The 16,923-nt window shown below is 52.7% G+C and carries 21 protein-coding genes and 2 pseudogenes; 20 read left to right on the forward strand and 3 right to left on the reverse strand.

The window, feature by feature from the left end; translation table 11 throughout:
• Positions 1-24: 24 nt before the first annotated feature.
• Genes HU143_RS05955 through HU143_RS05965 form a run of 3 tightly spaced genes read right to left on the reverse strand, consistent with a single transcriptional unit; the run spans position 25 to position 3,148 of the window.
• Positions 25-294, reverse strand: coding sequence for an ogr/Delta-like zinc finger family protein (locus HU143_RS05955; protein ID WP_001264830.1), 270 nt, complete (start codon positions 292-294; stop codon positions 25-27).
• A 53-nt stretch (positions 295-347) separates the two neighbouring features.
• Positions 348-1,367 (reverse strand): phage portal protein, encoded by a 1,020-nt coding sequence (locus HU143_RS05960; protein ID WP_054175273.1) that lies wholly within the window; start codon positions 1,365-1,367, stop codon positions 348-350.
• Positions 1,364-3,148, reverse strand: coding sequence for a terminase large subunit domain-containing protein (locus HU143_RS05965; protein WP_054175274.1), 1,785 nt, complete (start codon positions 3,146-3,148; stop codon positions 1,364-1,366). The genes HU143_RS05960 and HU143_RS05965 overlap by 4 nt, the downstream gene beginning before the upstream one ends.
• A 210-nt stretch (positions 3,149-3,358) precedes the next feature.
• Here HU143_RS05965 and HU143_RS05970 point away from each other — a divergent pair, with 210 nt between their 5' ends.
• From HU143_RS05970 to HU143_RS24445, 20 genes and pseudogenes are all read left to right on the forward strand, one after another.
• Complete coding sequence (locus tag HU143_RS05970) at positions 3,359-4,195, forward strand: capsid scaffolding protein (RefSeq protein WP_023375469.1); 837 nt, start codon at positions 3,359-3,361, stop codon at positions 4,193-4,195.
• A gap of 34 nt (positions 4,196-4,229) precedes the next feature.
• Positions 4,230-5,258, forward strand: a complete 1,029-nt coding sequence (locus HU143_RS05975) for a phage major capsid protein, P2 family (protein ID WP_001176503.1) — start codon at positions 4,230-4,232, stop codon at positions 5,256-5,258.
• An 11-nt stretch (positions 5,259-5,269) separates the two neighbouring features.
• On the forward strand, positions 5,270-5,968 hold the full coding sequence (gene gpM, locus HU143_RS05980) for a phage terminase small subunit (RefSeq protein ID WP_001177276.1): 699 nt from the start codon (positions 5,270-5,272) through the stop codon (positions 5,966-5,968).
• Positions 5,969-6,066: 98 nt separating this feature from the next.
• The gene (locus tag HU143_RS05985; protein WP_000491223.1) at positions 6,067-6,519 is read left to right on the forward strand and encodes a head completion/stabilization protein; all 453 of its coding nucleotides are present in this window, start codon (positions 6,067-6,069) and stop codon (positions 6,517-6,519) included.
• On the forward strand, positions 6,516-6,998 hold the full coding sequence (locus tag HU143_RS05990; protein ID WP_000080871.1) for a phage tail protein: 483 nt from the start codon (positions 6,516-6,518) through the stop codon (positions 6,996-6,998). The genes HU143_RS05985 and HU143_RS05990 overlap by 4 nt, the downstream gene beginning before the upstream one ends.
• Entirely contained in the window at positions 6,995-7,699 is a 705-nt protein-coding gene (locus tag HU143_RS05995; RefSeq protein WP_001534848.1) for a hypothetical protein, read from the forward strand. The genes HU143_RS05990 and HU143_RS05995 overlap by 4 nt, the downstream gene beginning before the upstream one ends.
• On the forward strand, positions 7,696-8,823 hold the full coding sequence (locus HU143_RS06000) for a DUF2586 domain-containing protein (protein WP_001748058.1): 1,128 nt from the start codon (positions 7,696-7,698) through the stop codon (positions 8,821-8,823). Before HU143_RS05995 ends, HU143_RS06000 begins: the two co-directional genes overlap by 4 nt.
• The gene (locus HU143_RS06005) at positions 8,820-9,275 is read left to right on the forward strand and encodes a phage protein (protein WP_054175275.1); all 456 of its coding nucleotides are present in this window, start codon (positions 8,820-8,822) and stop codon (positions 9,273-9,275) included. Before HU143_RS06000 ends, HU143_RS06005 begins: the two co-directional genes overlap by 4 nt.
• A 12-nt stretch (positions 9,276-9,287) precedes the next feature.
• Positions 9,288-9,584, forward strand: a complete 297-nt coding sequence (locus tag HU143_RS06010; RefSeq protein ID WP_001154426.1) for a phage holin family protein — start codon at positions 9,288-9,290, stop codon at positions 9,582-9,584.
• Positions 9,581-9,922 carry a M15 family metallopeptidase gene (locus tag HU143_RS06015; protein ID WP_054175276.1) on the forward strand — a complete coding sequence of 114 codons (342 nt, stop codon included), beginning with the start codon at positions 9,581-9,583 and terminating at the stop codon, positions 9,920-9,922. Before HU143_RS06010 ends, HU143_RS06015 begins: the two co-directional genes overlap by 4 nt.
• Entirely contained in the window at positions 9,922-10,254 is a 333-nt protein-coding gene (locus tag HU143_RS06020) for a hypothetical protein (RefSeq protein ID WP_054175277.1), read from the forward strand. Before HU143_RS06015 ends, HU143_RS06020 begins: the two co-directional genes overlap by 1 nt.
• Positions 10,181-10,414 (forward strand): hypothetical protein, encoded by a 234-nt coding sequence (locus HU143_RS24435; protein WP_001747519.1) that lies wholly within the window; start codon positions 10,181-10,183, stop codon positions 10,412-10,414. The genes HU143_RS06020 and HU143_RS24435 overlap by 74 nt, the downstream gene beginning before the upstream one ends.
• Entirely contained in the window at positions 10,401-10,658 is a 258-nt protein-coding gene (locus HU143_RS06025; RefSeq protein ID WP_000411500.1) for a putative phage tail assembly chaperone, read from the forward strand. Before HU143_RS24435 ends, HU143_RS06025 begins: the two co-directional genes overlap by 14 nt.
• A gap of 86 nt (positions 10,659-10,744) precedes the next feature.
• Positions 10,745-10,849, forward strand: coding sequence for a DUF6890 family protein (locus HU143_RS24805; protein WP_001747521.1), 105 nt, complete (start codon positions 10,745-10,747; stop codon positions 10,847-10,849).
• Entirely contained in the window at positions 10,846-12,813 is a 1,968-nt protein-coding gene (locus tag HU143_RS06030) for a phage tail tape measure protein (RefSeq protein ID WP_000811098.1), read from the forward strand. Before HU143_RS24805 ends, HU143_RS06030 begins: the two co-directional genes overlap by 4 nt.
• Positions 12,810-13,139: a DUF2590 family protein gene (locus tag HU143_RS06035; RefSeq protein ID WP_001002797.1), complete on the forward strand. Its 330-nt coding sequence runs from the start codon at positions 12,810-12,812 to the stop codon at positions 13,137-13,139. The genes HU143_RS06030 and HU143_RS06035 overlap by 4 nt, the downstream gene beginning before the upstream one ends.
• Complete coding sequence (locus HU143_RS06040; RefSeq protein ID WP_054175278.1) at positions 13,136-14,320, forward strand: baseplate J/gp47 family protein; 1,185 nt, start codon at positions 13,136-13,138, stop codon at positions 14,318-14,320. The genes HU143_RS06035 and HU143_RS06040 overlap by 4 nt, the downstream gene beginning before the upstream one ends.
• Positions 14,313-14,900 carry a phage tail protein gene (locus HU143_RS06045; protein WP_001001824.1) on the forward strand — a complete coding sequence of 196 codons (588 nt, stop codon included), beginning with the start codon at positions 14,313-14,315 and terminating at the stop codon, positions 14,898-14,900. Before HU143_RS06040 ends, HU143_RS06045 begins: the two co-directional genes overlap by 8 nt.
• A gap of 9 nt (positions 14,901-14,909) precedes the next feature.
• Positions 14,910-15,875: pseudogene (locus HU143_RS24440) on the forward strand (phage tail protein); the annotation flags it as partial.
• A 45-nt stretch (positions 15,876-15,920) separates the two neighbouring features.
• A pseudogene (locus tag HU143_RS24445) lies at positions 15,921-16,922 on the forward strand (phage tail protein); the annotation flags it as partial.
• Position 16,923 lies beyond the last annotated feature (1 nt).

Here is a 16,923-nt window from a genome sequence, read left to right on the forward strand (position 1 = left end):
AGGCACCGTGTGCGGTGCCATGTGTTATGCGGCCAGACTGGCTTTTAATAAATCCAGCGTCATTTGCTTCTGTTCTGGTGAGAATGAATTAATGATGGTCTGTAACATCATATCGCCTGTCTTCGCACTGGGGCTGAGTGTGTGGGAGAATGTCAGATTCAGTACAAATGTATGTCCGCACTCCACATCCGTACAGGCGCAATAAATATCTGAAATATGGGGGTGTTTGGGATTGGTTTTTCTGATAACCGCTTTTGCCCCGCACTCCGGACATTTTACTTTCAGTACCCGCATATCCCTCGCTCCGTTAATCTGAAAACGCTGATATTTTAGCCTTTTTCTGGACATTAATCACCTTCCAGCTCACTGTCTTTCAGGAAATTAAGGTACAGGTGGGGCGGTACATCACTTTCCTGCGCCACTGAGGCGCTGAACATACGCTGAATGGGTAAAATCTCCGCTTTACGGTATGTTTTAGCCGCTTTCTCAATATCACCCATTATAGCTCCGTTGGTGGGGATAATCCCTGCCAGACCAGCCGGAAAACGATGCGCGGTCAGCACGTCCTGGGCGCTGATGCTTTTGATGTTCTGAAACTCATCTTTGGCGCTGATATCGCCAATCGGGATAAATTTGATGCCATCCGGATCGCCTTTGGGGATGTTCACAAACATGGTGCTGAAGTTCCCGATCCCCTTCGACTGCTCCAGCTTCTGAATGATTTCTTCTTCCACTTCGTCGGTCATATTCGGGTCGTTGCAATAAATCATGCCGCCCGTGTGACCACCGTTGTGGTAGTAACGCCGGCGAAAAATCGTGGCTTCACCGTTGAGCATGGCGGAGTGGATGCCGCTGATGTAATCCGGAAGACCATAAATGGCCTGTTGCGGGTCGTACTGCCTGAGAAAAATAATATCTTCAGGCGGATAAATTACCGGTTCACCCTGCTGTAGTACAACAAATTCCCCGGTCTTACGCTGGCGGGTATAGAGTGCCGGCAGCGGGTAAAGTGCGATTACATCCCCCCAGCCGTTACGTACCTTGAGAATGGCCACATCACCGAACGTCAGCCAGTCAAACACGGCCGCGCCCAGTTGCTCATGCGTCAGGCCACCGCCATCATAATTTGCTGTCACCATATTGCGGCGGGCATACAGCACGCCACCGTGCTGCGCGTTCAGGTTTACCAGTTGCGCCAGCGCCAGCCGGTCAATCGGGAGCGTCCAGTGTTCCGCCTCATTGTCATACCAGACGTCTGTATAGTTCGTGCCGGTTGTCAGAATGGGTTCTGGCTTACCCAGCGTGATAAGGCTCATATGGCGCTGTCTGGTAACGGTGCGGCGTTCCCTGTATTTCCGTTTTTTCATGCTGCTTTCCCTAAGTTGCCCCAGCGTGATTTTCGCTGGTTTTCAAAGTTTAATGGTTCGTTGTCAATGGCATGGGCGATAGCCCAGAAGCTGTCAGCGTGGCCGGTTTCAGCTGTACGGTCGGCAACAAACGTCATGGCGTTACCGCTGGCCGTGGATGTTCTGCGGATGGTCATAAAGCTGGCGGCGATTTCCGTCTTCTCCTTATCCCATTCCACGCGGTTGTCTTCGATAACGTCAATCATCTTCATCACCAGGCGGTTTTTCGTTTCCACGCCGTAGCGGATAGCCACCGCCTGACGCATGGCAAAATGCTGCACATCCTCAAAGACACCACTCCCCAGACCGGTAATATCAATGCCGATGTAGGTCATGTTGTACTGACCAAACAGCTTCTTAATTTGTGCCGCCTGCCATTTCCAGTTCATTCCCTGCCAGTGGAATACGCGCAGCACGCGAAATTTTTCGCCAGCCACGATCGGCGGCGCGATAATCACGAAGGTGGATGTGTCCCCGCTGCGTGCAGGGTCATAGCCTGCCCACACTTCACGATTGCCGAATGGTCGTGGCAGGTTTTCGTCATGATCCTCCCAGATATCCGGATCAACACAGCAACGTTCGACGTGGGAGAACGAAAATACGCTGTCCTTGCTGTCCACGAACACGCACATGTACAGCATGTTGAAGGTGTCGCGGTTGTAGCGGTTGCGCAGCTTATCGATGCTGGCCAGGTTAAACCCGCCTGCGATCGCGTCTTCCAGCGTGATGATGTAGCGCCACTGGCCATCAGGACATAACCGTCCGCCGTCACGCAGCTCCTTCTCTGTTGGGAACGCCACGCGTGCGCGTTTTTTGTCGCCGCGCTTCCACTCTTCGCCTGTCCAGAACGGGTACGCCTGGTGTGTTTTGCTGCTGGGTGTGGAAAAGTAAGTGGTGCGCCATTTGTCGTGTGTGGCCATTGCGCTGGCCACTTCGTTTAATTTTGCAAAGTTGGGTACCCAGAAATATTCATCACAGTACAGATGGCCACTGTATGACTGGGCGGTGTTCTTGTTGGTTGACAGGAAGCGCAGCTCCGCGCCGTTGGACAAACGGATGGTATTGCCGGTCAGCTCCACGCCGAAATACTGCTCCGCAATGTTGACGATATAGCTGCGGAATACTTCAGCCTGGGCTTTTGAGGCGGACAGGAAGATTTGTGGATCACCTGTCATAACCGCATTCTCAAACGCTTCTATTGAGAAATACCAGGTTGCGCCAATCTGGCGGCTTTTCAGGATGTTCCTGATTTGCTGATGAAGATTGTCGCGAAGGTGTTTCTGGTAGCCGAAAAGGTGCTCCAGCGCGAAACGGTCAAAATCCTCCTGGGTTAAATGGCTGATATCGTTCTTTTTGTATTTGCCGCGTTTCCGGGGCTTTTCGTCGCCACAGGACTGGCGGGACGCCGGCGCATCACTTTCACTGTGTTTAATTTCTGCCAGCTTTTCCTGATGCTTATTATGCTGTGCACGGAGTTTCACCAGGTGAGACACGAGGCTGTCCAGCTCCCGCAGCTCCAGTTCCGATTTCCCTTCACGTAATGTCAGTGACTGAATACGGCGGTTTAATGCGTCTTCTGTTGATTCATGACTGAGTAATTCCGCCCAGCAATATTTCTCCGCCCAGTAATAGACGATACGTCTGTTAGGCAGATTAAGTTCATCGGCAATTTCCTGCGGAGTATATCGTTTTAAATAGAGTGCCCGTGCAACGCCTTTTAATTCTTCACTGTATTTCGCCATTGGCTTCCTTGCCTTTATGTCAGTACTGTCTTTTCGGTTAAATCCGGAAACAGTGGTATGTATGAATTATTCAGCAATTTGGTTTTCTTTTTTGAAAATAATTTCGTGGATATACGGATAAGCGACATAACCGAATTATTCCGGAATGAAGTGAATGCGGAGGCTAATTTTATTGGCGATACTGAAAACCGCAGCAGGAAGGGAGGCAATATGTCAGCTTCACAACTGGCAACAAACTGGATTTGTATCGCTACTGCGGGTGAAACGGTGGATAAGCGGGCTATTGAAGAGCAATGGCTACTGGATGCCGCTGAATTATACGACCCCTCTTTGTATACGGCGCTGTTATGGCCGGAGCATTCCCGTAATTTCGGGAATATGGGGGAGGTGCTGGAATTAAAAGCTGAACGTGATGATGAAGGTATTTTGCGTTTATATGCTCGTTTATGTCCTGGTATTTCGTTACTTCAGGCGAACGCCAACGGGCAACTTTTATTTTTGTCGCCGGAATTCACACCGGACGGTAATTTCCGGAACACCGGTAAAACCTATCTGGAAGGGCTGGCAGTCACTGACAGCCCGGCAGGAGTGAGCACCACACGGCTACGTTTCAGCCGCACCAAAGGAAAACGCATCGGCCCGTATAAGCCGCTGGCGTTTGATGAAGTCAGGGAATTTAAAAAGGAAAAGGGAATGTCTAAAGCGAAAAAAGGCTGGCGCCATTTTTTCAGTATTGAAGAACCAGAAGCGACCGCGGAGCAGGAAACATCACAGCCTGATGCTTTACAGGCGCTCGCTGAAGCGCTGGATGCGATTGATAAGCGTGTATCTGCCATTGAAACCCGTTTGGGTGAGGCGGAAGAAGCGGTATCTGATGTCCAGGAAGATGTGGACACCGTTAAGGAAGTGGTGGATACCGAAGATTTTGCGCGCCTGGTAGGGAATCTGCCAGAACTGGTGAAAAACTTCAGCAAGCTGAACAGCAAAGTTACCCAGTTGCCGGATAAAAAATTCAGCAAGGGCAAAAAAGGCTTCAATTTCCTGTAAGGGATAACACAACTTTTCTTTAAGGAAAAAGAATATGCAATTAAATGCGAAAGCCCGTGAGTTTCTGCGCCAGTATCACAATGGTCTGCGTGAATCCTACGGTGCGACCGATGACGACCGCTGGTTTGCGCTGTCAGATCCGAAAGAAACCCAGATGCGTAATGCGCTACTGGAGGAGTCATCTTTCCTGAATCTGTTGACGGTTGCTGATGTGGATCAGTTACAGGGGCAGGTGGTTCCGGTTGGCAGTTCTGGCCTGTATACCGGGCGTGTGCTGGATGGCCGTTTCCGTAAAAAAGTGGGCGTCAGCGGCAATGATTACAGGCTGGTCGAAACAGATTCGTGTGCCGCACTGACCTGGCAGTTGCTTTCTGTCTGGGCGAATGCCGGCGATGAAAACGAGTTTTTCCAGCGTGTCCAGGAGTTCACCAATCAGGCGTTTGCGCTGGATATGCTGCGTATCGGGTTTAATGGTACCAAAGTGGCAGAAACCACAAATGCGGAAACCAACCCGAACGGCGAGGATGTGAACAAGGGCTGGCATCAAATCGTTAAAGAGTGGAAGGATGGCCAGCAGATCATCACTGATAAGGTTGTGCTGGACGGTGACGGTAAAGGTGATTACGTGTCGCTGGATGCGATGGCATCCGATCTTATCAATGCCAAAATTCCGGCACAGTACCGTAATGATCCGCGTCTGGTGGTTCTGGTAGGTGCTGACCTGGTGGCGGCGGAGTCGTTCCGTCTGTATCAGAAAGCTGATAAACCCACTGAAAAGATTGCGGCACAGCTGCTGTCTGACAGTATCGCCGGCCGTACGGCTTATGTTCCTCCGTTTATGCCAGGCAAGCGCATGATTGTTACCACACTGCCTAACCTGCATATCTACACCCAGCGCGGTACGCGTCAGCGTAAAGCGGAGTTTGTGGAAGATCGCAAGCAGTATGAAAACAAATACCTGCGTAATGAAGGCTATGCCGTGGAATATCCGGAACTGTATGCCGCATTTGACGAAAGCGCGGTAACGATTGGGGCAACGGCTGCACCGTCAGCAGGCGCATAACGGGGGAAATAATGCAGTTGTCACCGGCACAGCGACACAGCGCGCGTATTGCAGCAGAACGGCTGCTGCGTCAGCAACAATCTCTCGACAGTGAAACCAGTCTGCACGTCCAGATTGCGGCACTGGAAAAGGATGTGGCAGCGGCCGCAGCGATTAGCAACCGTGCGGAGCGCATGGAGTTCAAGCGTGATGTGCTGTTGCCCCGCTGGATGCCGACCGCACAAACCTGGCTGGAAAGTGACAGCATGCATCAGAATCCCGTTTTTGCCTGGTGTGTCATCTGGCTGTTTGATACCGGCCAGTTCGATCAGGCGCTGGACTGGGCGGATGTGGCCATCGAACGGGGGCAGGAAACCCCGGCCGCGTTCGGCAGTGCGTTCCCGGTGTTTGTGGCCGATACGGTACTGGCCTGGGCGGAGACGGAAGCCGCACAGGGGCAGGATGTGGAGCCGTATTTCAGCCGCACGCTGGGAAACGTTATGCAGCACTGGAATGTGTATGAGGTCATCAAGGCCAAATATGTGAAATTTGCCGGTCTGCACCTGCTACGCGATGAGAACGGAGAGCCACGCGCAGCGGCAACGGAAGACAGGGATGTATTGCTCCGGGCGAAGGATTTGCTGGAGCAGGCGAAGGGATTCGACCCTAAATGTGGTGTCGGCACGATGTTGCAGCGCATTGCTGCACGTCTGCGGGCGCTGGATAAGTAATCACAGGCTACCGACCCGAAAGCGGGCGCGGTGGAGGGGAGCGCATCAGCGTATCGCCCGTGGAAACCGGCCAGCCCGCTTTTTTCCGGAGGAACAGGATGTTCAGCGGAACTGCAATTGATTTTGATGATGCCATTCTGACTAATGATGGCTTCTGGCCAGACCTGAGCGTGAAGGATTTTCAGTCCCAGCGTGCTATTCCTGCCGATATCGACGCAGCCACCATCCGTCAGGCGCTGCTGACCGCAGCCGGTGAAATCAATGATGATCTGGTCAGGGTAGTGGCGGATTGTCGCCTCAGTGGCCATGCAAGCGCGGCGGACGTTCCGGGCGTTGAGATTGACGGTGAAAATCTGTTGTGCGCCCGTTACCGCAAGGCTGTTTTTGCCCGCGCCAAAGCTGACCTGATGGGCGAATTTGCGTCTGTTGGGCGCCGTGAAAGCCATCCTGGGCAGGAAAGCGATGAAACCCGCTCCAGTCTGATAGCGGAATCCACGCTGGCGGTACGGCGTATCAAAGGGCTGAAACGCATCACGGTGGCCATGATATGAGCCAGCTTACCGAATTAACGGATTTTCTCATTGCGAACATGCCCAGACGGGCAATGCAGGGATTTGACAGCCAGATGGATGAAATCGCATTCATCCCGGCACAGCGTGACACCGGGCTGGGGCAGTATCGCATTGCCATCATTCGTTATAACGCCGTGCTGACGTGGGAGCGTTATCCCTACCGTGAGTACGATCCCAAAATTCTGATGGCGTTATTTATGTCGTGGCTTTGTCAGGATGAGCGGGCGCTCTTTGAGGAAACCGGCATTGATGCCGAATTACCTGAATTTGATATCGAAACCATCGACCAGGAAACCGCCATTATGGTGGTGACGCTGCCAATGGTGGAGGAACTGAATCTGATCCCCGATCCCAAAGGTCAGATCCCGTTTGATGGCCAGCGCTGGAAGCTGGCAAACCCCGAAGTCTGGACGGCGGATGAGGTGACGGTGATCCCCGTCAATGAGGGGGATGGATGATAAATGGCGAACTGAACCAGGAACAGTTCCGCCAGCTACAGGAGGCGCTGAAAAAGCTGGATTTGCCTCCTGCCAGACGTCGCCGGCTGTTGTGGCGCATGGCGAAATACGGCGTGGAAGCCGCAGCAAAGCGCAATGTGCGCAACCAGCAGTCACCGGAGGGGGATAAGTGGCAGGGGAGACAGACCCGGCGTAAAGGCAAGATGTTGCGCAATATGCCGAAACTTATCCGCATCCGTGAAATGCCGGAAACGGATTCCGTCAGGTTGTATCTGGCTGGTGGCCATTACCGGAATGCGAAGGGAAATCTGCCTGCCGGCGTGGTGGGTTATGTCCAGCAGAATGGCATGAGCGTAACCGTCAACCGCAGGCAGGTGGAAGGCCGTGAGCAGGGGGATAAACCTGCATCACTGCGACAGGCGAAACGTCTGCGTAAGGCCGGGTATAAAGTCAGGCGCGGCAAGCGCTGGCGTAAGCCCGGTTATAAGGAAATACAGGAAAAAATGACCGCCAGACAGGCAGGTTTGCTTATCCGGATACTGGAGGACAAACCGGTCAAAACATCCTGGCAGATTGATTTACCTGCCAGGGCGTTTCTGGGGATAGGTCAGGATGATTTTAACAGAGCGCTGGCACGACAGCTTCAGGCTATCGGGTTCGGCTGGGATGTTAACGCGCAGGATATCAGGGGGAGAGCATGACCTGGCCAATCGTAACCGTTAACCAGGTAAACCAGTTACTGGGTGAAACCAAAGAGGTGGAACGCACGTTGCTGTTTATCGGTACGGGTACCAAAAATGTGGGAAAAACTCTGGCTGTTAATGCACAGAGTGACTTTAACGCGCTACTGGGTGAGGGAAACAGTCCGTTAAAAAGTGATGTACTGGCTGCACTGGCGAACGCCGGCCAGAACTGGTGGGGATTTGTTCATGTACTGGCCGCAGACAGTGAGCCGGGCGCGTGGGTGGATGCCGTCAAAGCTGCACAGGTTTCCTGCTCGGTGGAAGGCGTGGTGCTGTCGGATGATGTGGCGGCAAAAGAACAGATTAACCAGGCGGCAACGCTGCGATCTGAACTGATTGCGCAATACGGGCGCTGGGTGTGGTTCATCCTGGCGGTTCAGGGAATGCAGGAGGATGAAGCCCAGGCGGATTATCTGAAACGTCTGTCCACCCTTCAGCAGGGTATTGCAGAGAAAGCGGTTCAGCTGGTTCCGCGTCTGTGGGGGAATGAACCGGGCGTGCTGGCCGGTCGCCTGTGTAACCGGGCGGTGACGGTGGCTGACAGCCCGGCGAGGGTGAAAACCGGGCCGTTACTGAATCTGGGCAGCGATGAACTACCGGAAGATGGCACCGGGAAAACACTGGAGCTGGCCACCCTTAAAGCGCTGGAAGCGCAGCGCTACAGCGTGCCGATGTGGTATCCGGATTATGACGGTTTTTACTGGGCTGACGGACGTACGCTGGATGTGGAAGGGGGGGATTATCAGTCCATTGAGACGCTACGTATTGTGGACAAGGCCGCCCGTCGTGTCCGTCTGCTGGCTATCGGTAAGATTGCCGATCGCTCCCTGAACAGTACACCGGGAAGCATTGCCGCACACCAGACGCTGTTTGCCCGTCCGCTGCGTGAAATGTCCACGGCGGCCAGCATTAACGGTGTGTCATTTCCGGGCGAAGTGAAGCCACCGCAGGACGGTGACGTGACCATTGTCTGGAAGAACAAAAAGGCGGTGGATATCTACATTGTGGTGCGTACGTATGAAGTACCACTGCAAATCACCATCAGTCTGTTACTGGATGCGAGTCTGGAGGCCAGCGCATGACCAAACGTATTTCAGGGATGTCCTTTGACGTCTACGTGGATGGCGACCTGATCCATATTGAAAAGATTTCGCTGGATATCACCGACAACAGCGCCGCAGCTCAGACACGCGGTGTACCTGACGGCTATGTCGACGGCGATGTGGCCGCAGAGGGTGAAATTGAAGTCAGTTCAAAAGTGCTTCAGGTACTGACGGCCAAAGCCCGTTCAGCCGGTTCATGGCGGGGCATTCCCCCTGTGGACTTCCTTTTTTACGCCAAAGCCGGCAGCGAAGAAATGAAGGTGGAAACCTTCGGTAATAAGCTCCAGCTCAATAGTGTACTGGATGTTGATCCGAAGGGCAGCAGCGTGTCCACGCATAAAATTAAATACTTCGTGACCAGTCCGAAGTTCGTCAACATCAACGGCGTTCCGTATCTGGAAGCGGAGGCCACGGAAAACCTGGTTGGATAAGGGGCAGCAGGGATGCAGGACTATGAAAAGGGATTTATTGCCCTTGTGGTTATGGGGGGGCTGATTGCACTGGGGAAACTACTTAACAGTGACGAGCCGATTACCCTTCGTCTGGTGGCCGGCCGTGTCATTGTCGGGGCCGGGTTATCTGTTATTGCCGGCGTTGCTCTTTACTTTGTACCAAATATTCATCCGCTGGCATTGCTGGGATTTGGTTCTGGTCTGGGGATTCTGGGACAAAACGTGGTGGAAGCATGGTTACGTAAACGTGGATTTGCCGGAATTTTGGGCAAGGGGGTGACAAAGTGACACTGAGTGAAAAACAGCAGTTGTTTACCATTATGGTGGCAAATCTGATCCACTGGGCAGAAGAACACGGCTACCGGCTGACGTTCGGGGAGGCTTACCGCACGCCGGAACAGGCGGCGCTGAACGCTAAAAAGGGTAGCGGTATTAGCAACAGTCTGCATACCCGGCGTCTGGCGGTGGATTTTAACCTGTTTATTAACGGCCAGTACCAGACCCGCACAGAGGATTACCTGCCGCTGGGCGAATACTGGGAGTCACTGGGCGGCAGCTGGGGCGGGCGCTTCAAATCCAGGCCGGACGGCAATCATTTCAGTCTGGAACATGACGGGGTTCGCTGATGGAGCGTGTGGTGGCGGGCTGGCTTGTGACGGTTGTTCTGGCCTTCTGGGCAGGCTGGAAGGCGGCTAACTGGCAGCGTGACAGTATCGATCTGGCCATCAGCCGGTCAGCCAGCGCTACCGGGGAAACGCTGGCGAGCGTGGCCGGTGAATCCGGGCGAAAACTGGAAGAACAACTGGAGGCTTTGAAAAATGCGCCGCCGCGTGAAATTCGTACGGAGGTGGTTAAACCGGTGTTTACTAACGTGTGCCTGTCTGATGACTTTGTCCGCATGTACAACGACGCCGTCACCAGTACCGAACGTACGTTATCAGGAAAACCTGAAAACTAAATGTGCCACGCAGCTGCCGCGCCTGAATGGCACGCAGGGAAAAGATGCGGCGGAATTACTGACACTTTATCTGGAGTTATACGGGCAGTGTGCTGCACGTCATAACACGCTGGTTGATGAAATTAATTTAAGAGAGAATATTATTTATGGAAAAAATTAATCTGGTTGTATGTAAGAAAGAAATTACGTTTGAACCAAATCAGACGGCTTATAATAAATTCATCAATGAAATGGCGATGGATAATAAAGTGGCTCCAGCCCATAGTTATCTTATGCGTATTGTTGTACCAGAGTGTAAAGAAGCGCTGGAAGATATTCTGAAGCGTCCGGGGGCAGCGCTTCAACTTGCAGGGAAAATCAATGAGCTTTATGCGCCAGAACTGGAAATTGAAGTAAAAAACTGACAAAGCGAGTCCGGTCAATTGAACAGAACGGACTCGAACAATATCTGATTTTACGGCGTCATTATTTACCGCACGGTCAGGATTCCGTGGATGATATTTCCGCCGCTATCTGGCTGGATAATCGCCACTGGGAAAATACGCGCATAGCGGTTGCTAACGGAATAAGCACCGCATTTAAAGGTTCAGGATGAAACAGTTAGATTTTACATTAAGCCTGATTGATAAACTGACGCGCCCGTTAAAGCAGGTGCAGAGCAGTGTCACAGGCTTTGCGGAAAAATCGAAAGCGGCCTTTACGCAGATTGGGGGCGGTGCGCTGGCTTTAGCCGGCACAGGGATGGCCATCAAAGGGGCGTTATCGCCGGCTATTGAGATGTATGACGCACTGAATGACGCTGCGGCAAAAGGGATTGATGATCAGGCTTTAAAGGCTGTCCAGCGTGATGCGCTGCGGTTCAGTATGACCTACGGTGCCAGCGCGGTGGAGTTTGTTAAGTCCACAGAAAATATTAATGCCTCCATTGCCGGCCTCGCCGGTAATGAGCTGCCGAAAGTGACAAAAGTTGCTAATACCCTGGCATTTGCCCTGAGATCCACATCTGCCGAAACGGCGGAATTTATGGGGCAGATGTTCGGTAACTTTTCCGCTGATGCGGAGCGTCTGGGCAAGGTTCAGTTCGCTGAGCAGCTGGCCGGAAAAATGGTGTATATGCGCAAGGTCTTCGGTACTGAAATGGGCACTATCAAAGACCTGATGGAAGGGGCGCGGGGCGTTGGTACCAACTACGGCGTCGGACTGGATGAACAGCTGGCCGTACTGGGGCAGCTTAACCGCACGCTGGGAACGGAAGCCAGCAGCGCTTACGAAGGCTTCATGACCGGAGCCATTGAGGGCGGTAAAAAGCTGGGGCTGTCCTTTACGGATGCCACCGGCAAAATGCTGTCCATGCCTGAAATGCTGATCAAGTTACAGGGCAAGTATGGCAAAAGTCTGGAAGGGAACCTGAAAGCACAGGCGGAGCTGGATGCGGCATTTGGTGACAGTTCGGCGGTGGTGAAACACCTGTACGGCAATGTGGCCTTACTGCAACGTAACATCACCGAGCTGGGCGGATCTGACGGGCTGAAGCGTACACAGGAGATGGCCGGCAAACTGGTGAAACCGTGGGATCGCTTTGTACAGATCCTTAAGTCTGTTCAGACCGTCATTGGACTGACGTTGATCCCCGTCCTGTATCCGGTGCTGAACCGCCTGGCTGATATGGGACAGACCTTTGCCCGCTGGATGCAGTTGTTTCCCAACATTGCGCGTGTTATCGGTTATGCGGCTATGGCGTTGTTGGGGTTTGCTGCTGCCGGCGCAATAGCTAACATCGTTCTGGGCGTCTCAAAACTTATTAAGCTGGGCGCGATTGCTCTCTGGAAGACACTGACTTCAGTCACGAAGATATACACCGCCACCGTCTGGATTGCCTCAAAAGCTGTAGCGGCATGGAATCTGACGCTTAAATTTCTGCGTGGTACGCTTCTTGCGGTTCGTATGGCGGCAATTATGGCCGGAATTGGCATAAATCTGATGAGCTGGCCGGTTCTGCTGGTTATTGGTGCGATTGGCCTGCTGGCAGCAGGGTGTTATCTGCTGATTAAACACTGGGACGATGTACAGGCGGCGGTGATGAATACGGCAGCGTTTACCGCTGTGGCTGGCGTTGTCGAATGGCTTGCCGGTGTGTTCTCGACGGCATGGCAATGGATTAAGGACGGCTGGAACGGCTTTATTAATCTGCTGACGGGATTTTCACCTTCACAGGCATTAAGCGGGATGGCCGGTGGTATTGTATCCATGTTTGATAATATCTGGCAGTCCGTTAAAGGTAGCTTCCTGAAATCATGGAACTGGATTGTAGAAAAGCTGAATAAAATACCCGGTGTCAATATTTCGCTGGCTAACGAGTCACCTCCGGCACTGACAACAAATACGCTTTCTACTGGTGGAGAATTAAAAGGTATTGATAAAGGTGGTATTAATAAATCTATAAGTAATAACTCAAGGGCTGTGACGGATAACAGCCGGAAAATTAATACTGTCAATATCTATCCAAAAGAAATGATAACGCCGGGGCAGTTAATGGAGTTTCAGGAGCTGGGCGTATGAATGAAATCCTGTATGTTGATTTATTAATTCAGGGAAATGACTTTGTCCTGAATACCGGTAATGAACCTGAATTATGTAATAACCGTAAAAGTATCGGGCAGGACATTATTCATTCCATTATTGAAAGCGGTCTGGCGACGGAATTAATTGCCGAGAGAAGCCCGACCATGCGGGCAGATATTTTTACCCGTATGGAATTACTGATTGAGGATGATGAACGTATCGTTCCGGGAACAGTGGAAATCGGTGAAGAAAGCCGGACACGGTTGTGGATCACGGCCAGCACTTATGACTTCGGCGGAATATCGGTACAGGTGGATTTATGACGGAAAAGCCACAGGTTGACTTTGAAGAGGTGGTGAAAGCCAGCGGTATGCCGGTGACGGAAGAAGAGATTCGCGATCGCTTTAATACCATTGCGACGGAGGAGGGAATTATCACGAATACCTCCCGTATGTCTCCGTTCTGGCGACTGGTCACGGCCATTGTAACCGCGCCGGTGATGTGGCTGAAGGAGGTTCTGATCTCCACCGTACTGGCAAATATGTTTGTGGCCACGGCCAGTGGAAGCATGTTACGGCTGCTGGCATGGGCGGTGAATATCACGCCGAAGCCCGCCAGCGCTGCACAGGGCGTTATCCGTTTTTACAAGGAAGACGCCAGCGCCGTGGTGACGGTGAAGGCCGGAACGGTGATACAGACAGAACGTATTAACGGCAGGGTGTATGAACTGGCCATCACGGAAGATGTGGTGATTGCCTCCGGTACCGCCAGCGCACTGCTGCCGGTAAAGGCAACGGGAACGGGCGGCGCATATAACCTTGCGCCGGGATATTACCGCATTCTGCCGGTGGCCGTGGACGGCATCAGCCATGTGGCCAGTGAAGAAAACTGGCTGACCGTACCGGGCGCGGATGAGGAAAGCGATGATGAACTGCGTGAGCGTTGCCGTAACCAGTTTAACCTGGTGGGCAACTACCACACGGACGCGGTGTACCGGTCGATGATTGCCGGTGTTGCCGGACTGAGCATTGACCGGATTTTCTTTGAGCACGAAGCACCGAGGGGGCCGGGGACGGCCAACGCCTATTTATTGCTGGACAGCGGCGTGGCTTCTGCGCCGTTTGTGGATGCCGTGAATGACTATATCAACACGCAGGGGCATCACGGCCACGGGGACGATATGCAGTGTTATGCCATGCCGGAAACCCTGCACGATCTGGCGGTCACTGTCTGGGTCAGGAACCTGAACAATATCAGTGATGATGAACAGAAGCGCCTGAAGGACGGTATTGAAAACCTGATCCGGTGCGCCTTCCGGGAAAATACGGATTATGACGTCAGAAGGACGTGGCCGTATTCACGGTTCTCCTTCTCGCAGCTGGGGCGCGAAATCCATAAAAATTTTCCGGTAACGGAATCGCTGAATTTTTCGCTGGATGACATTGCCAGTGAGCTGAATGTGCCGCGCCTGAAATCGCTTGTGGTGAGTATTGAGAATGAATGAGTTCATGAAAAAACTGGCCGGAATGGTACTTCCCTCCTGGATGGACAGGGGCGAGCCGCGAAAACTGCTGCAAACGGCGCGTCGGTTCTGGGCGGAAGTGTACGGCTGGGTGACGTGGCCACTGAACCAGTTTGATCCGCTGACCTGTACACCGGCGTTACTTAACCTGCTGGCGTATGACCGGGACATTTCCCGCTTTGACGGGGAGCCGCTGGAACTGTTCCGCAGGCGTGTGGCGTATGCCTTCGTGAATGCGCGTGACGCCGGTTCTGTTGAGGGATTTATCAGTATCTTTGAGCGGCTGGGGATCGGGTACGTTGAACTGATGGAGCGCCAGCCGGGAATTGACTGGGATGTGATTCAGGTTCGCGTCACGGACAGCCAGATTGCGACTAACACGCAGCTGATGATCCAGATTATCCGGCAGTACGGGCGGACATGCCGCCGTTACCAGTTTGAAGTGATCACGTCCGAACGGCTGACTATCCGGGCGGGATGGGATCAGGGGGAATATGTGGTTTATCCGGCAGCACTGAGCGGTACGGAAACCAGCAGCGCAACGTACAGCGCAGGGTTATAAGGGGATTATATGTCACAGACAACAATCACACTGGCATTTGAACAGTGGAAAGCGCAACAGGGCACCACGGGGGAGCCTGTTCTGCTGGATGAATTTGTGTTCGCTAATGTGCCGGCACTTGACCCGGATCAGCCGGTTGACCGCAATGAAACCCTGCCACCGGCTGAACAGATTGTTCACCGGCAGGCCGTCAGCCGTAAGGGCGTGGTGAATGACAACGCTGTGGTGCATTCCGTCGTACTGGGGGCTGATGTGGGGGATTTTTCCTTTAACTGGATTGGTCTGATTAATAAGGCCAGCGGTACGCTGGCAATGATTGTTCATGCGCCATTACAGCAAAAACTTAAAACAGCTGAAGGGCAACAGGGGAACGTGCTTACACGCTCGTTTCTGATGGAATATAACGGCGCACAGGCTGAAACCGGAATTAATACGCCTGCTGAGACCTGGCAGATTGACTTTACCGCGCGTATGGCCGGAATGGACGAGCGCCAGCGCCTGGAAAATATCGACATCTTCGGGGCGGCGGCGTTTTTTGGGGACGGCTATCTGGTCGGGAAAAGCGGGAATCAGTTTTATGTGACCAAAGGTACCGGCTATGTGGCAGGTCTGCGCACAACGCTTGCAGAAAACCTGAATATTACCGTGACAACCAGGCCAGTCAAAGTCTGGCTGGATGTATGCTGGACAGGAACGCTTACCAGCGTGTGGGGTGTGCAGTCCCGTATTACGGTTGCTGACAACCTGGCGGATTATGTGCAGAACGGCGTACAGCATTATGTGTTTGCGGTGGCGGGTATTGATGAAAACGGCAATATTACGGATTTACGCCCGAAAGGGACACTGAATGAGCAGCAGGCCAGCGATGCGCTGAGAAAACATGAGCAATCCCGTAATCATCCGGACGCCACTACCAGCGCGAAGGGGTTCACTCAGTTAAGCAGCGCGACAGACAGCACCAGTGAAGAACAGGCCGCTACGCCGAAAGCAGTCAAGATTGCTATGGATAATGCCGCAGCACGACTAGCGAAAGACAGGAACGGATCGGATATTCCTGATAAACCTCTGTTTGTTCAAAATATTGGACTGGGAAATGTGCTTTTCAAAGGTGATGGCAGGTTCCTCGCGGGAACATTTGTCAGTGACGCAATTGACCGAACATCAATTGGTGCCAGGGCGGCTACAGGCTGTCAGTTTATGCGCGCACATCAGGCACCTGATGCGCCAGACCAGGTAAGTTTCTGGCAAATTATTACCCTTAGCGAGGTGGTAAGTCCGACCACTGTTGTGGATGTTCTTGCAGTCAGTGGCAATAACGTATTGTTTGGTCACGGTACAGGAGCAGGTATTACCTCATGGCGTCATGTGGCGATGCTGGAGGGGGGCGCCTTTACGGGGGGGATTTCTGCTCCAAATATGCGTGGCGATACCCTGGTTACGGTTGGGGATGGCACTGGTGGGATGGCTAAAGGTGACGTTGATAGTGCAGGTTTTAATGGTAACAATCTGAACATTAAGTCATGGAATGGTATTGGATTTCAGAACTCAGAAGACCTGGCTATCCGGGCATATATCAGCACCCGACTCGGTGTTATCGCAGCTGCTGAAAATTTGCAGGCCGGAAATGCGATATTCAACAAAAACGGCGATGTTTACGGCGATATATGGGGCACAGGCAGCGGGCCTGGCTGGTTGAGTGCGTATATTGCAGGCAGACCGTTACGACAATACATCACCATGGTCGGTGTGTACCAGAACGACAAAACAAAGCCATTTATGCTTCATGATGATGGTTCTGGTGTATTCCTTGCTACAACTGACATGCTAAGTGGGTATGTTCAGTCAATTCGATTCGGTGCCGTTGAGCATGGAAACTTATATCGTTCGCCCGGATTTGCAGACCAGTTAGGTTACGTCATTACAGGTGTTGAGAATGGAGACTCGAACGATACACCAGACCGGATCCAACGACGCTTGTTACAGCTTAAAGTGAATGGTCAGTGGTATACGGTAGGGACATAAA

The organism is Salmonella sp. SJTUF14076 (genome assembly GCF_015534835.1).
Classification (GTDB): domain Bacteria; phylum Pseudomonadota; class Gammaproteobacteria; order Enterobacterales; family Enterobacteriaceae; genus Salmonella; species Salmonella enterica.

Coding starts and splice junctions, on each gene's coding strand:
- HU143_RS06025 (WP_000411500.1), top strand. CDS start 10,401: ATGGAAAAAATTAATCTGGTTGTATGTAAGAAAGAAATTACGTTTGAA.
- HU143_RS05965 (WP_054175274.1), bottom strand. CDS start 3,148: ATGGCGAAATACAGTGAAGAATTAAAAGGCGTTGCACGGGCACTCTAT.
- HU143_RS24435 (WP_001747519.1), top strand. CDS start 10,181: ATGACTTTGTCCGCATGTACAACGACGCCGTCACCAGTACCGAACGTA.
- HU143_RS05985 (WP_000491223.1), top strand. CDS start 6,067: ATGTTCAGCGGAACTGCAATTGATTTTGATGATGCCATTCTGACTAAT.
- HU143_RS05990 (WP_000080871.1), top strand. CDS start 6,516: ATGAGCCAGCTTACCGAATTAACGGATTTTCTCATTGCGAACATGCCC.
- HU143_RS06040 (WP_054175278.1), top strand. CDS start 13,136: ATGACGGAAAAGCCACAGGTTGACTTTGAAGAGGTGGTGAAAGCCAGC.
- HU143_RS06010 (WP_001154426.1), top strand. CDS start 9,288: ATGCAGGACTATGAAAAGGGATTTATTGCCCTTGTGGTTATGGGGGGG.
- HU143_RS05995 (WP_001534848.1), top strand. CDS start 6,995: ATGATAAATGGCGAACTGAACCAGGAACAGTTCCGCCAGCTACAGGAG.
- HU143_RS05975 (WP_001176503.1), top strand. CDS start 4,230: ATGCAATTAAATGCGAAAGCCCGTGAGTTTCTGCGCCAGTATCACAAT.
- HU143_RS05960 (WP_054175273.1), bottom strand. CDS start 1,367: ATGAAAAAACGGAAATACAGGGAACGCCGCACCGTTACCAGACAGCGC.
- gpM (WP_001177276.1), top strand. CDS start 5,270: ATGCAGTTGTCACCGGCACAGCGACACAGCGCGCGTATTGCAGCAGAA.
- HU143_RS05955 (WP_001264830.1), bottom strand. CDS start 294: ATGCGGGTACTGAAAGTAAAATGTCCGGAGTGCGGGGCAAAAGCGGTT.
- HU143_RS06005 (WP_054175275.1), top strand. CDS start 8,820: ATGACCAAACGTATTTCAGGGATGTCCTTTGACGTCTACGTGGATGGC.
- HU143_RS06000 (WP_001748058.1), top strand. CDS start 7,696: ATGACCTGGCCAATCGTAACCGTTAACCAGGTAAACCAGTTACTGGGT.
- HU143_RS06035 (WP_001002797.1), top strand. CDS start 12,810: ATGAATGAAATCCTGTATGTTGATTTATTAATTCAGGGAAATGACTTT.
- HU143_RS06030 (WP_000811098.1), top strand. CDS start 10,846: ATGAAACAGTTAGATTTTACATTAAGCCTGATTGATAAACTGACGCGC.
- HU143_RS05970 (WP_023375469.1), top strand. CDS start 3,359: ATGTCAGCTTCACAACTGGCAACAAACTGGATTTGTATCGCTACTGCG.
- HU143_RS06045 (WP_001001824.1), top strand. CDS start 14,313: ATGAATGAGTTCATGAAAAAACTGGCCGGAATGGTACTTCCCTCCTGG.
- HU143_RS06020 (WP_054175277.1), top strand. CDS start 9,922: ATGGAGCGTGTGGTGGCGGGCTGGCTTGTGACGGTTGTTCTGGCCTTC.